Consider the following 12,560-nt stretch of genomic DNA (forward strand, 5'->3'; position numbering starts at 1 on the left):
CACCACCCTCGCGGCTCAGGGGCCGAGCGCGCTGCCCGACGGGACCTCGTCCACGGCCAGGGCGTCGAACAGCGCCAGGGCCCGGTCGCGGTCCCAGTTCACGACGCCGTCGCGGACCGGCACCGTGGTGGTGACGCCGCCGTCGCTGACGCCACGCATGGCCAGGCCGAACGCCGCCAGGTGCCAGACGTGGGTGCCGTCGTCCACGGTGATGGCGCTGGACAGCCCGGTGGCCAGCGGGACCACCCGGAACGGGTTGAGCAGCGTGGCCGGGCTGGTGACCTTCGACAGCAGCGCGGAGATGAACGCGCGCTGGCGCTCGACGCGGCCGAAGTCCGAGCTCGCCGTGGCGCGCGTACGCACGTAGCCCAGCGCGGTGGCCTGGTCGAGCGTCTGGCAGCCCGCCTCGATGTCAAGCGCGGCCTTGGGGTCCTCGATGGCCTCGGGCACGCAGAGGTCCACGCCGCCCACCGCGTCGACGACGCTGACGAACCCGGTGAACCCGATCTGCACGTAGTGGTCGATCTCCAGACCCGTGGCGCCCTCCACCGTGCGCACCAGCAGGCCCGGGCCGCCGCCCTCGCCGTCCGACTCACCCCGCCCGTAGGCAGAATTGATCTTGTGGCGGCCGTGGCCCGGGATGTCGACCATCGAGTCGCGCGGGATGCTGACCAGCGTCGACGGCCCGCCTCCGGTGTGCAACAGCATGATCGTGTCGGTGAGCTCGGACTCCGGATCGCCGGTGGCGAGCTCGGCGCGCTGCTCCTCGGTGAGCTCGGCCCGGCTGTCGGACCCGACGATCAGGTAGTTCGTGCCCTCGGAGGTGGCGTCGCTCTCCGACGGCAGGGCGTCGACCCGGTCCAGGGTGGTGTCGATGTACACGGCGAACCCGATCACGAGGAACAGCACCACCCCGAGGGTCGTGCCGATGCGGCGGCGCCAGTCCGGGCGGCGGGGTGGCCGCGACGCCGCCGGCCGGTGCGGGGGCGGGCCGGACGGGCGGCGCTGCGGGCCGCCGGGGCGCCGCGGCGGGGGCCGGCGTGGGGCGTCCCGTCCGGGCGGGAGCACGGAGGTCTCCTGCACCGGTCTCGGGTTCACCGGCGGCCGGTGACCTCCCGGGGGCGGCGGCCAGGACGGCGGGAGCGGGGACGGCGGCCGGGGACGCTGGGGCTGCTGCCCCCAGCCGGGCCCGCCTCCCCGCCTCGGCGGGTTCCCACCTCGCTCGTTCATCGCACTCCCTCGCTGCGCCGGCCGGTACCGCGCGGGCACGCCCGACCGGACGATCACCGGCCGGTCACGATACGCGCGCGGGGTCACGGGCCTTCGCAGTACAGGACGTGCGACATCCCGCCGGGGTTCCGGGCACGGGCCGGGGCTCAGCCCTCCAGGAGCGGCTCGCCCTCGAAGATCCCCAGCTGCTCGGCGTAGAACTCGATGCCGACGCCGTTGGGATCGCGGATGTAGAGGCTGTTGTGGATACCGCGGTCCGGGCCGATGTAGGCGATGCCGGCCTCGTCCAGGCGCGCGCGGGCGGCCGCGAACTCCTCGTCGGTCGTCGACAGCGCGATGTGCTGCACCGCGCCGATCGTCTCGGAGAAGTCGGGGTGGTCGTGGCCGGGGAAGTCGAAGAAGCCGAGCAGGTTGCGGTTGCCGATGTCGAAGAAGAAGTGGCTCGACCCGGCGTAGTCGCGGTTCTCCACGAGCTCCACCAGCGGGAACCCGAGGACGTCCTGGTAGAAGCGGATCGTCTCCTCGACGTCGCGGCAGATCAGGGCGGCATGGTGCACGCCGCGCACGGTGCTGGCCGGCCGTTCGGCGATCGGTGTGAGGTACTTGTCCTTCAGCTCGGCACGGCGCGCGCGCACGGCGTCGAGTTCGGCACCCTCGGGCTGGGGCATCGGAGGAATCCCTTCTTCGGAGCGGGCTGTGACCCGACCAACGGTAGTTGTGCGATCAACATTCCGCCTGTGGGGTACACCAGGGTATGGACGAACGCTTCGACGGGTGGATCGCCGGTCTCGGCACGCGATCCGGGCTGCGTGCCGTCGTCGGCATCTGGCCGCGCTCGCCCCTCGGATCCTTCACCGACGTCATGGTGGAGACGGCGGGCGGTCACCGCCTGCTGCTGGCGCCGTCGGCGGAGGTGGCCGAGTTCGTCGCCGCCACCTACGTGTTCGACGAGGTGCGCGTCGGGCCCGTGCGCAGCCGCACCGACGGCACGCGCTGGGCGGTCGACGCGGACCCGTTGGCCCTGGAGTTCACCGTCGGCGGGCGCCCACCGCTGGGCACGCTGCTGCGGACCGTTCCGCGGCCGCTGGCCCGACACCCGCGCTGGATCTCGGTGATCGACGGCATCGCGCGCCGCGCGCTGCCCGGCGTGCGCACCCGCGGCAGCGCCGGTGGGGGCCGCGAGGAGTTCTACGGCGCGCTCGACCTGCACCGCATCACGGCCGCCACCGTGCACTGGCAGGGCACCGACCGGGGCGGCCTGGCGCCCGTGGACCCGCCCGTACGGTTCGGGTTCGGGTCGACTCCGCGCACGCCGGCGCTGGCCCGCATCACGACCGTGGTGCGCAGCACCGCCGGGTGACCGGCCGATCCCGCCACCAACGGCACGATCGCCCACCCGGGGCGTACGGGCCTGCCGTTCGTCGTCGGGCACCGGGGTGGACGCGGCCCCCATGCACGGGCGCCGCTACAGCCAGCGGGGCGGCTCGGGGACGGCGCCGGTGGACGCGGTCACCGCGCCGTCGCGGCCGGTGAGCCAGCCGAGCACGCCGGCCGCCATGCCCCGCACCTCGACCGGATCACCGTCCGCCGGGCCGAGGTTCCAGGTCCGGCCGCTGTCGGTGGCGGTGAGCACCGCGGACGGACAGCCGTCCTTGCCCGACAGTGCCCCGACGACGTCGTCGAGCATCGTGTCGACGACGTCGGGCGGCAGGTCGTCCACGGACGCGCCGGAACCGAGGTCGACGGCGTGCAGCCACACCTCGCGCACCCGCATCCACGGCACCGCGGTCGCCGGGATCACGCGACCCTGCGCGCTGCGCACCTGCGCCTCCCAGCCGCCGCCGTCCAGCGCGGCGAGCGCGGCGTCGAGGTCCTCGGCCGTGCTGCCGAGCTCGCGGCGCAGCGTGGCGGCCGGGGCCGTGGCGGTGGCGGCGATGTCGGCGTCGCGCTGCTGGGCATCGGCGTACATCGGGGTCTCGACGCCCGTACGGGCCCAGGTCGCGAGCCGCGTCAGCGCCTCGGCGTTGCGGGCGACGTGCGCCACGACATGGGCGCGCGTCCAGCCCGGCAGCGCGCTCGGGGCGCGCAGCGCGTCGTCGGGCAGGGCGTCGACGAGCTGCACCAGGAACTCCGTGCCCGCCCCCATCCACGGCAGCGTCCGGTGGACGTCGCTTGTCATGATCCCTCCAGCAGCGCCCGCAGCGCCTTCTCGTCGATCTCGCCGGCCCTCGTGACCGGCCGCCCGAAACCGCGCCGCGCCGGCCACGTGCAGGAGTCTCGCACCTCGGCCGGGGCCGCCGGTGCCGTCATGGGGTGTGTACCGCGGGAACGGACGGCCCGGAGGCCCGGCTCAACGCCCCAGCCGCCGCGGGGGAGGTCGTCTCGCGGTACCCGCACTCACGTCGTCACCCGGCGGTGCTCCACCAGCGCCAGTGCGGCCCGCAGCGCGCTGGCCGCGTCGAGGGTGGCGTCTCGGGCGGCGGCGCTGACCGCGCTGAAGCTGGCATAGCCGTGCACCAGCCCGGGGAAGCGGCGCGCCACCACCGGCACACCGTCGGACCGCAGCCGCTCCGCGAGCTCCTCGCCCTCGTCGCGCAGGGGGTCGAACCCGGCCGTGGACAGGTAGACCGGAGGCATACCGGTGAAACCCTCGGCACGCAGGATGGCGCCGCGCCGGTCGTCGTCCGGGATCCCCTCGGGCAGGTACAGGCGCTCCAGTTCGGCGAGCAACGCCGCGGTGAGGCCGAAGCCGGTGCCGAAGGTCTCCCGCGAACCACCCCGGCGGCCGGCGTCGGCGACCGGGTAGAGCGCCAGCACGAATGCCGGTGCGCACTCCCCCCGCTGCTGGTGGGCGACCACGAGCGCGAGGTTGGCGCCCGCGCTGTCCCCACCGACGGCGACGAGCTCCGGGCGGGCGCCGAGCGCCGCCGCGCCGTCCCGGGCTCCGCGGTACGCGGCGATCGCGTCCTCCAGTGCCGCGGGGTACGGCGCCTCCGGCGCGAGCCGGTAGTCCACCGACAGGATCCGGACGCCCGACTGCGCGGCCAGCAGCCGGCACAGGGGGTCGGTGGACGCGAGGCTGCCCAGCACGAATCCGCCGCCGTGGAAGTAGACGAGCAGCCCGGAGCTCTCCGGCGCCGACGGCGGGACGTAGAGCCGCGCGGCCAGCGGCCCGGCGTCACCGGGCACCTCGACGTCGCGGGTCAGCACGTCGTCGAGACCGGGTTCGGCCGTGACCTCGGCCGCGAGGTCGGCCTGACGGCGCTGCTCGGCGAGCGCCGCCTGGTCGACCACCCCGCCGTCGCGGCTGGCGAGCGCCGTGGTGACCCGTCCGAGCAGCTGCAGATCGAGATCGAGCACCTGCCCGTCGGCCCGCACCGGGGGGCCGGCCAGGGCCCGCTTGGCCGCGGACGGCAGCCCGAACAGCGCCCGGAACCCCCACCGCAGCGCCCGCACCCGAACCGTCGTGCCGATCATGGCTCGACGGTACGCCCGCCGCTGCGGGCGGCGCCGCTCCGTTCGACGGAGGTCACAGCGCTTCTCGCAGGTCACAGCGCCTCTCACAGGTCACAGCGCTCTCTGCAGATCACGGCACTCTCCGCAGATCACGGCTGCGACAGACCGTGCAGGAGCAGCGACGCGAGGTGGTCGTAGGCCTCGGCGTCGGCGAGCCCGGTGGCCGCCGCGACGCGCCGTTGCTGGATCCGCACCGTGACCGAGGTGACGACGTCGGCCGCGAACGCCACGTGGACGTCGCGGAACGCCCCCGCCGCGACCCCGTCGGTGATCAGTTCCCCCACCCGCCGCGCCGCGGCCCGGGTGTTGCGCTCGTACACCTCGGCGGCCGGGGCGAACGCGGCGACGTCGTCGAAGAAGCGCGCCGACGCCGGGGCCAGCTCGGTGGACACGGCGCGCAGGTAGGCGGCGATCCGCTCCTCGGGGGTCCGCGAGTCGTCCAGGCTCGCCTCGACCCGGCCGGTGGCGCCGCGGAAGAAGTGCACCACCGCGGCGCGGACGAGCTGCTCCTTGCTGCCGGCCAGGGCGTAGAGGGTGCGCTTGGAGCAGCGCAGGCGCGCGGCGAGGTCGTCGAGTGTCAGGTGGGCGAATCCCTCGGCGAGCAGGAGCTCGACCAGCGCGTCGAACAGCTCGGTGTGCCGTGCGGTGCCCCGGACCTGCGTCACATCGCCACCTCGTCCCCCGTACGCTATCGTTAACGGTACTCAAGTACCGTGTAGCGTACCGATTCTGGAGCCCGACATGGCCGTCGACCGGCTGCTGCCCACGAGCGAGGCCACCGACCTGCTCGCCCTCGTCCGCGACATCGCCGACAAGGAGCTGGCGCCGCGCGTCGAGGAGCACGAGAGGACCGAGACCTACCCCGAGGGCCTGTTCGCCACCCTCGCCGAGGCCGGCCTGCTCGGGCTGCCGTACCCGGAGGAGCACGGCGGCGGCGGGCAGCCCTACGAGGTGTACCTGCAGGTGCTCGAGGAGTTCGCGGCCCGCTGGGCCGCGGTCGCCGTGGCACTGTCGGTGCACGGCCTGTCCTGCCACCCGATGGCGGCGTTCGGCACCCGGGAGCAGCAGGCCAGGTGGCTGCCGCGGATGCTCGCCGGCGAGATCATCGGGGGCTACTCGCTGTCCGAGCCGCAGGCCGGATCCGACGCCGCCGCGCTGACCTGCAAGGCCGAGCAGGTCGACGCGGGGTACAGGATCACCGGCACGAAGGCGTGGATCACACACGGCGGGATCGTCGACTTCTACGCGCTGTTCGCCCGCACGGGCGAGGGGTCGCGCGGGGTCTCGTGCTTCCTCGCCCCGGGGCAGGTCGACGGACTCACCTTCGGCAGGCCCGAGGAGAAGATGGGCCTGCACGCCGTCCCCACCGTCACCGCGAACTGGGACGGCGCGGTCATCGAGGCCGACCGGCTCATCGGCGCGGAGGGCGACGGCCTGCCGATCGCGTTCTCCGCGCTCGACTCCGGACGGCTCGGGATCGCCGCCGTCGCCACCGGGCTGGCCCAGTCCGCGCTCGACGCGGCCGTCGACTACGCCCACGAGCGCAGCGCGTTCGGCAAGAAGATCATCGACCACCAGGGGCTGGGCTTCCTGCTCGCCGACATGGCCGCCGCCGTCGACTCCGCCCGTGCCACCTACCTCGACGCCGCCCGCCGCCGCGACGCGGGCCGCGACTACTCCCGGCAGGCCAGCGTGGCCAAGCTCGTCGCCACCGACGCGGCCATGAAGGTCACCACCGACGCCGTGCAGGTGCTCGGCGGCTACGGCTACACCCGCGACTTCCCCGTCGAGCGCTACATGCGCGAGGCCAAGATCATGCAGATCTTCGAGGGCACCAACCAGATCCAGCGCCTCGTGATCAGCCGCAAGCTCGCCCGCTGACGCTCCCCCACACCCCGATCAGGAGATCACCATGGAGATCGCCGGCATCGCCGCGCTCGTCACCGGCGCCGCCTCCGGGCTCGGCGCCGCCACCGCGGCCGAGCTCGCGACACGCGGCGCCACCGTCTACGGCCTCGACCGCTCCGCCGACGCGGAGACGCCCGAGGGGGTCACCCTGATCGCCGCCGACGTCACCGACGAGGACGCGGTACGGGCCGCGATCGCCCGCATCGACGACGACGGCGCACAGCTGCGTCTGGCCGTCAACTGCGCGGGCATCGCCCCGTCCGCGCGGATCCTCTCGCGCAAGGGCCCGCACGATCTGGACCTGTTCCACACCGTGCTCAAGGTCAACCTGCTCGGCACGTTCAACGTGCTGCGGCTGGCCGCCGAGGCCATGAACCGGCACGAGCCGGACGCGGACGGCCAGCGCGGCGTCGTCGTCAACACGGCGTCGATCGCCGCCTTCGAGGCGCAGGTCGGGCAGATCGCGTACGCCGCGTCGAAGGCGGGCGTGGCCGGCATGACGGTCACCGCCGCCCGCGACCTCGCCCAGTACGGCATCCGCGTGGTCACCATCGCGCCCGGGATCGTCGACACGCCGATGATGGCCGGGTTCTCCGAGGAGGTCCGGGCCGGGCTGGCCGCCGGGGTGCCGTTCCCGCAGCGGCTCGCGCAGCCCGCGGAGTTCGCGCGGCTGGTCACGATGGTCGCCGAGCACGACTACCTCAACGGCGAGACGATCCGCATGGACGGCGCGCTGCGGATGGCGTCACGCTGAACGGCCGCGCCCCGCGGGCGGCCACGTCGAGCTCCTGACCCGACCGGGCCTTCGCGCGCGGAACCGCGTTCTGCGCGCTGCCGGCAGCGCGCACGAGCCCAGCCGGCGCGCGAACACCGGCTGGGCCCGGCCGCCGCGCGGACTCACTCGCCGACGTAGGCGGCCAGGTGCTCGCCGGTGAGGGTGGAGCGGGCGGCGACGAGATCGGTCGGCGTTCCCTCGAACACGATCCGGCCGCCGTCGTGACCCGCGCCGGGACCGAGGTCGATGATCCAGTCGGCGTGCGCCATCACCGCCTGGTGGTGCTCGATCACGATCACCGACCGGCCGGCGTCGACGAGCCGGTCGAGCAGGCCGAGCAGCTGCTCGACGTCGGCGAGGTGCAGGCCGGTGGTCGGCTCGTCGAGCACGAAGATCTCACCCTTCTCCCCCATGTGCGTGGCCAGCTTGAGCCGCTGTCGCTCCCCGCCCGACAGCGTGGTGAGCGGCTGGCCGACGGTGAGGTAGCCGAGCCCGACGTCGGCGAGCCGGGAGAGGATCTTGTGCGCGGCCGGGGTCCTCGCGTCCCCGGAGGCGAAGAACTGCTCGGCCTGCGCCACCGACATCGCGAGCACCTCGCTGATGTCGCGGCCCCCGAACCGGTACTCCAGCACCGCGGCGTCGAAGCGCCTCCCCTCGCACACCTCGCACGGGCTGGCGACCCCGGCCATCATGCCCAGGTCGGTGTCGATCACCCCGGCGCCGTTGCAGTTGGGGCAGGCGCCCTCGGAGTTGGCGCTGAACAGCGCCGGCTTCACGCCGTTGGCCTTCGCGAACGCCTTGCGGATCGGGTCGAGCAGCCCGGTGTAGGTGGCCGGGTTGCTGCGGCGGGAGCCGCGGATCGCGCCCTGGTCGATCGCCACCACGCCCTCGCGGCCCGCCACCGAGCCGTGGATCAGCGAGCTCTTGCCCGACCCGGCCACACCGGTCACCACGACCAGCACGCCGAGCGGGATGTCGACGTCGACGCCCTGCAGGTTGTGGGTGGCGGCGCCGCGCACCTCCAGCGCACCGGACGGCGCCCGCACCGAGGGCTTGAGCGAGGCACGGTCGTCGAGGTGCCGCCCGGTCAGCGTGTCACTGGCCCGCAACCCCTCCACGGTGCCCTCGAAGACCACCTCGCCGCCCGCGGAGCCGGCACCGGGGCCGAGATCGACGACGTGGTCGGCGATCGCGATCGCCTCCGGCTTGTGCTCGACGACGAGCACCGTGTTGCCCTTGTCGCGCAGCTGCAGCAGCAGCGCGTTCATGCGCGCGATGTCGTGCGGGTGCAGGCCGATGGTCGGCTCGTCGAAGACGTAGGTGACGTCGGTGAGCGACGACCCGAGGTGCCGGATCATCTTGGTGCGCTGCGCCTCACCGCCGGACAGCGTGCCCGACGGCCGGTCGAGCGAGAGGTAGCCCAAGCCGATCTCGACGAACGAGTCCAGCGTGCGTCGCACCGTCTGCAGCAGCGGGGCCACCGACGGCTCGTCGAGCCCGCGCACCCACCCGGCGAGGTCGCTGATCTGCATCGCGCAGGCGTCGGCGATGGAGATGCCGGCGATCTTCGAGGCGCGGGCGTGCTCGGCCAGCCGGGTGCCGTCGCAGTCGGGGCAGGTGGTGAACGTCGCGACCCGCTCCACGAACGCGCGGATGTGCGGCTGCAGCGCGTCGATGTCCTTGGACAGGTACGACTTCTGGATCTGCGGGACCAGGCCCGTGTAGGTCAGGTTGATCCCCTCGACCTTGATCTTGGTCGGTTCCCGGTACAGCAGGTCGTGCAGCTCGCGCTTGGTGAACTTCACGATCGGCTTGTCCGGGTCGAAGTACCCGCAGCCGCGGTAGATGCGCCCGTACCAGCCCTCCATGCTGTAACCGGGGATCGTGAGCGCGCCCTCGTTGAGCGACTTGGAGTCGTCGTAGAGCGCGGTCAGGTCGATGTCGTTGACCGACCCCCGCCCCTCGCAGCGCGGGCACATGCCGCCGGTGACGGAGAAGCTGCGGCGCTCCTTCACCGTCTGCCCGCCGCGCTCGATGGTCACCGCGCCCGCGCCGCTGATCGAGGCGACGTTGAACGAGAACGCCTGCGGTGAGCCGATGTGCGGGGTCCCGAGCCGGCTGAACAGGATCCGCAGCATCGCGTTGGCGTCGGTGGCGGTGCCGACCGTCGAGCGCGGATCGGCACCCATCCGCTGCTGGTCGACGATGATCGCCGTGGTCAGCCCGTCCATCACGTCGACGTCGGGGCGCGCGAGGGTCGGCATGAAGCCCTGCACGAACGCGCTGTAGGTCTCGTTGATCATCCGCTGCGACTCTGCGGCGATCGTGTGGAACACCAGCGAGCTCTTGCCCGAGCCGGAGACGCCGGTGAACACCGTGAGCCTGCGCTTGGGCAGCTCGAGGTGCACGTCCTTGAGGTTGTTCACCCGCGCGCCCTGCACGCGGATCAGGTCGTGGCTGTCGGCGGGGTGCAGTACGGGCGTGTCCGTCACGGTGGCGGTGCTCATCGTTCCTCCGTCGGGGAGCAGGGTTGCTCAGCGCACCTCGAAGATGCGGATCATGTTGCCCGCGGGGTCGCGGAAGGCGCAGTCCCGGACCCCCCACGGCTGGTCGGTCGGCTCCTGGACCACGTCGGCGTCGCCGGCCTGCAGCTGCTCGAACGTGGCGTCGAGATCCTTCGTGGCCAGGTTGATGCCCGCGTAGGTGCCCTTGGCCATCATCTCCGTGACGGTGCGGCGCTCGTCGTCGGTGATGCCGGGGTCGGCGGCGGGCGGGGTCAGCACGATGGAGGTGCCGGGCTGCCCGGCGGGGCCGACCGTGATCCAGTGCAGCCCGCCGTACTCGACGTCGCCCCGCACCTCGAAGCCGAGGGTGTCACGGTAGAAGGCCAGCGAGGCGGCCGGGTCGTCGTGGGGCAGGAAGGCCTGGTGAATGGTGATGTCCATGCCGGTCACGCTAGGTGCGGCTCGGGGCCCGGTGCTTCTCGATTCCTGACCGGTCTGGTCACCTGCCTGGCCACGCACGGCGGCATGCCCTCCGTCGCACGCGGCGCCCGGCGACGGTAGACGCTGGGCGGCACCCCGACCAGCTCGGTGAAGCGCGTGCTGAACGTACCCAGCGAGGAGCAGCCGACCGCGAAGCACACCTCGGTGACGCTGAGGTCGCCGCGGCGCAGCAACGCCATCGCACGCTCGATCCGCCGCGTCATCAGGTAGCTGTAGGGCGACTCGCCGTAGGCGCGACGGAACTCGCGGCTGAGGTGCCCGGCCGACATGTGCACACCGTGGGCGAGCGCCTCGACGTCGAGCGGCCGGGCGTACTCGCGGTCCATCCGGTCGCGCACGCGCCGCAGCCGCGCGAGGTCGCGCAGGTGCTGGGTGGCGGCGGGGGTGCTGGTCACCCGCCAGATCGTGCCACGGGGATCAGCCGGGAGCGCCACGCATCCGCCAGGCGTCGGTCACCAGCTCGGCGAGCCGTTCCGCGTCGACCCGCTCGAGCCGCACCATCACCAGCGGGAGGCCGTCGTAGGACGCGACGGTGAAGAAGCGCTCCGGCTCCCCCAGCAGCAGCGCCTGCTTCTCGGCCTCGTCCCCCACGTAGAGCACCGCGATGTCGGTGCGGAGCACCCGCCGCCGGCCCGGGACCCGCTCCGGGTAGGACCAGACGAACCCCCTGCCGCCGACGCGGAAGTCGAAACCGTCGCTGTCGATCTCCTCGACGCCGGGCAGCGCGACCGCGAGCCGCCGAACGTCCTCGGCGTCGGCCATCAGCGCCCCGCCGGTGCAGCGGTGACGATCCACATCGCCGAGTCGAAGGTGACCCCGTCCGGTCCGAGGTGCGCGGCCAGGACCGCCCGCAGGTCGGTCATCGCCTGGTCGCGGGCCGGGCCGGCGAGCTCGTCGAGCAGCCCGCCGACGATCCCGAGCGCCATCCGCTCCGCCGTCGCGAGGTCGGGACCGAGGCACATCGGCTCGCGCACGCCCGGCAGGTCCGGCGGGCCGAAGCCGGCGGCCGTCAGCACCTCGCGGACCCGGTCGGGGTCGCCGAGCGAGAACGGCCCGACGCCGTCGAGCGGGCCGGCACCGACCGCGCGGCGCAGGGCGCTGACCCACTCCTGCTCGGCGTAGGGCTGCCACACGGCGGCGACGAGCCGGCCGTCCGGTGTGAGCGAGCGGGCGAGGTTCGCGAACGCCGCGACCGGGTCGCCGAAGAACATGACGCCGGTCCGGCTGATCACCCGCTCGTGGCATCCGGTGCCGAGGTCGGCGATCTGCGCGTCGCCGTGGGTGAAGGTGATGTTGGTGAGGCCCTCCCGCTCCGCGCGCCGCCGGGCCAGGTCGAGCAGGCGCGCGGACAGGTCGATGCCCGTGACGTGGCCCGCGGGGGCCAGCCGGGCGGCGTCGCGGCTGGTCTGCCCGGCCCCGCAGCCGACGTCGAGCACCCGGGCGTCGGGCTCCAGCGCGGCGGCCGCGAGGAACGCGGACCGGTAGCGGGCCACGCCGGCGTCGAACAGGTCGGCGTTGTCGGTCCAGAAATCACCCGTCGGCCCGTCCCACCCCTGTGCGGCGGCGACGTTGGAGGGATCGATGTCCACGCGGGCGACGGTACCGAGCCGATCATCCGCTCATCGCGTCGCGGTGGCCCGCTCGAAGTGGCCGGAGTCGACCTCCAGGAACAGCCCGTCGGCGCTGAACGCCAGCTCCCCCGCCGCGGTGTGACCCTCGGCCCGGACGAACAGCTTGCGGCCCTCGCGGCGCACCAGCCACGCGGTGAGCGCGTACGGCGCGCCGAGGACGACGGGCGCGCGGTAGTCCACTCCGAGATGGCGGGTGACGGCGACGTGCCCCAGCGCGAACGGCACGAACCCGCAGAGGTCGTCGAGCACCGCGGCCACCGCGCCGCCGTGCGCCACGCCGGGGCCGCCGACGTGGCGACGGTCGAACACGTGCTCGGCACGCACCCGCTCGCCGTCCCCGAGGACCTGCAGGTGGAAGCCGTGGGGGTTGTCCGGTCCGCACCCGAGGCACTCGGGGTTGTGCGCGGGCAGCACGTCACCGTTGCGGGCTGCGGCACTCGCCGCCGCGAACCGGGCACGCCACCGGTCGGCCACCGCGTCACTGTCCGTCACCGG

Annotated in this window: 15 protein-coding genes; 3 read left to right on the forward strand and 12 right to left on the reverse strand. The window is 73.7% G+C overall.

The annotated features are described in order from the left end of the window. Window positions 1–15: 15 nt before the first annotated feature. Together Q1K26_RS15415 and Q1K26_RS15420 are read right to left on the reverse strand one after the other, a co-directional pair. Window positions 16–1,098 (reverse strand): LCP family protein, encoded by a 1,083-nt coding sequence (locus tag Q1K26_RS15415; RefSeq protein ID WP_300012548.1) that lies wholly within the window; start codon window positions 1,096–1,098, stop codon window positions 16–18. A 278-nt stretch (window positions 1,099–1,376) separates the two neighbouring features. Beyond that, on the reverse strand, window positions 1,377–1,898 hold the full coding sequence (locus tag Q1K26_RS15420) for a VOC family protein (protein ID WP_300012551.1): 522 nt from the start codon (window positions 1,896–1,898) through the stop codon (window positions 1,377–1,379). 86 nt (window positions 1,899–1,984) lie between these two features. On the opposite strand from Q1K26_RS15420, the gene Q1K26_RS15425 reads away from it, so the two are divergent. Next, window positions 1,985–2,590 carry a hypothetical protein gene (locus tag Q1K26_RS15425; RefSeq protein WP_300012553.1) on the forward strand — a complete coding sequence of 202 codons (606 nt, stop codon included), beginning with the start codon at window positions 1,985–1,987 and terminating at the stop codon, window positions 2,588–2,590. Window positions 2,591–2,695: 105 nt separating this feature from the next. Here the strand turns inward: Q1K26_RS15425 and Q1K26_RS15430 are convergent, their stop codons facing one another. The 4 genes from Q1K26_RS15430 to Q1K26_RS15445 form a co-directional block, all read right to left on the reverse strand. Beyond that, complete coding sequence (locus Q1K26_RS15430) at window positions 2,696–3,409, reverse strand: maleylpyruvate isomerase family mycothiol-dependent enzyme (protein WP_300012556.1); 714 nt, start codon at window positions 3,407–3,409, stop codon at window positions 2,696–2,698. Continuing rightward, a complete protein-coding gene (locus Q1K26_RS15435; protein WP_300012559.1) occupies window positions 3,406–3,540 on the reverse strand; it encodes a hypothetical protein in 135 nt (44 codons plus the stop codon). Before Q1K26_RS15435 ends, Q1K26_RS15430 begins: the two co-directional genes overlap by 4 nt. A gap of 87 nt (window positions 3,541–3,627) precedes the next feature. Next, window positions 3,628–4,707 carry an alpha/beta hydrolase gene (locus Q1K26_RS15440; protein ID WP_300012562.1) on the reverse strand — a complete coding sequence of 360 codons (1,080 nt, stop codon included), beginning with the start codon at window positions 4,705–4,707 and terminating at the stop codon, window positions 3,628–3,630. Window positions 4,708–4,835: 128 nt separating this feature from the next. Further along, the gene (locus tag Q1K26_RS15445; protein ID WP_300012565.1) at window positions 4,836–5,411 is read right to left on the reverse strand and encodes a TetR/AcrR family transcriptional regulator; all 576 of its coding nucleotides are present in this window, start codon (window positions 5,409–5,411) and stop codon (window positions 4,836–4,838) included. Window positions 5,412–5,487: 76 nt separating this feature from the next. Here Q1K26_RS15445 and Q1K26_RS15450 point away from each other — a divergent pair, with 76 nt between their 5' ends. Then, on the forward strand, window positions 5,488–6,627 hold the full coding sequence (locus Q1K26_RS15450; RefSeq protein WP_300012568.1) for an acyl-CoA dehydrogenase family protein: 1,140 nt from the start codon (window positions 5,488–5,490) through the stop codon (window positions 6,625–6,627). Between the two features lie 31 nt (window positions 6,628–6,658). Further along, complete coding sequence (locus Q1K26_RS15455) at window positions 6,659–7,408, forward strand: SDR family NAD(P)-dependent oxidoreductase (protein WP_300012571.1); 750 nt, start codon at window positions 6,659–6,661, stop codon at window positions 7,406–7,408. A gap of 143 nt (window positions 7,409–7,551) precedes the next feature. Here Q1K26_RS15455 and Q1K26_RS15460 read toward each other — a convergent pair whose 3' ends face one another. The 6 genes from Q1K26_RS15460 to Q1K26_RS15485 are packed head-to-tail and all read right to left on the reverse strand — an operon-like array spanning window position 7,552 to window position 12,557. Next, complete coding sequence (locus tag Q1K26_RS15460; RefSeq protein ID WP_300012574.1) at window positions 7,552–9,936, reverse strand: excinuclease ABC subunit UvrA; 2,385 nt, start codon at window positions 9,934–9,936, stop codon at window positions 7,552–7,554. 27 nt (window positions 9,937–9,963) lie between these two features. Then, window positions 9,964–10,374, reverse strand: a complete 411-nt coding sequence (locus tag Q1K26_RS15465) for a VOC family protein (protein ID WP_300012577.1) — start codon at window positions 10,372–10,374, stop codon at window positions 9,964–9,966. A gap of 5 nt (window positions 10,375–10,379) precedes the next feature. Continuing rightward, complete coding sequence (locus Q1K26_RS15470) at window positions 10,380–10,829, reverse strand: helix-turn-helix transcriptional regulator (RefSeq protein ID WP_300012580.1); 450 nt, start codon at window positions 10,827–10,829, stop codon at window positions 10,380–10,382. Between the two features lie 22 nt (window positions 10,830–10,851). Further along, window positions 10,852–11,196: an MmcQ/YjbR family DNA-binding protein gene (locus Q1K26_RS15475; protein WP_300012583.1), complete on the reverse strand. Its 345-nt coding sequence runs from the start codon at window positions 11,194–11,196 to the stop codon at window positions 10,852–10,854. Then, window positions 11,196–12,023, reverse strand: coding sequence for a class I SAM-dependent methyltransferase (locus tag Q1K26_RS15480; protein ID WP_300012586.1), 828 nt, complete (start codon window positions 12,021–12,023; stop codon window positions 11,196–11,198). Before Q1K26_RS15480 ends, Q1K26_RS15475 begins: the two co-directional genes overlap by 1 nt. Before the next feature lie 30 nt (window positions 12,024–12,053). Beyond that, window positions 12,054–12,557 (reverse strand): PaaI family thioesterase, encoded by a 504-nt coding sequence (locus tag Q1K26_RS15485; protein WP_300012589.1) that lies wholly within the window; start codon window positions 12,555–12,557, stop codon window positions 12,054–12,056. Between the last annotated feature and the right edge of the window lie 3 nt (window positions 12,558–12,560).

The organism is Pseudonocardia sp. (assembly GCF_029263155.1).
GTDB lineage: Bacteria > Actinomycetota > Actinomycetes > Mycobacteriales > Pseudonocardiaceae > Pseudonocardia.

Coding starts and splice junctions, on each gene's coding strand:
- Q1K26_RS15440 (WP_300012562.1), bottom strand. CDS start 4,707: ATGATCGGCACGACGGTTCGGGTGCGGGCGCTGCGGTGGGGGTTCCGG.
- Q1K26_RS15435 (WP_300012559.1), bottom strand. CDS start 3,540: ATGACGGCACCGGCGGCCCCGGCCGAGGTGCGAGACTCCTGCACGTGG.
- Q1K26_RS15420 (WP_300012551.1), bottom strand. CDS start 1,898: ATGCCCCAGCCCGAGGGTGCCGAACTCGACGCCGTGCGCGCGCGCCGT.
- Q1K26_RS15425 (WP_300012553.1), top strand. CDS start 1,985: ATGGACGAACGCTTCGACGGGTGGATCGCCGGTCTCGGCACGCGATCC.
- Q1K26_RS15430 (WP_300012556.1), bottom strand. CDS start 3,409: ATGACAAGCGACGTCCACCGGACGCTGCCGTGGATGGGGGCGGGCACG.
- Q1K26_RS15450 (WP_300012568.1), top strand. CDS start 5,488: ATGGCCGTCGACCGGCTGCTGCCCACGAGCGAGGCCACCGACCTGCTC.
- Q1K26_RS15455 (WP_300012571.1), top strand. CDS start 6,659: ATGGAGATCGCCGGCATCGCCGCGCTCGTCACCGGCGCCGCCTCCGGG.
- Q1K26_RS15465 (WP_300012577.1), bottom strand. CDS start 10,374: ATGGACATCACCATTCACCAGGCCTTCCTGCCCCACGACGACCCGGCC.
- Q1K26_RS15475 (WP_300012583.1), bottom strand. CDS start 11,196: ATGGCCGACGCCGAGGACGTTCGGCGGCTCGCGGTCGCGCTGCCCGGC.
- Q1K26_RS15460 (WP_300012574.1), bottom strand. CDS start 9,936: ATGAGCACCGCCACCGTGACGGACACGCCCGTACTGCACCCCGCCGAC.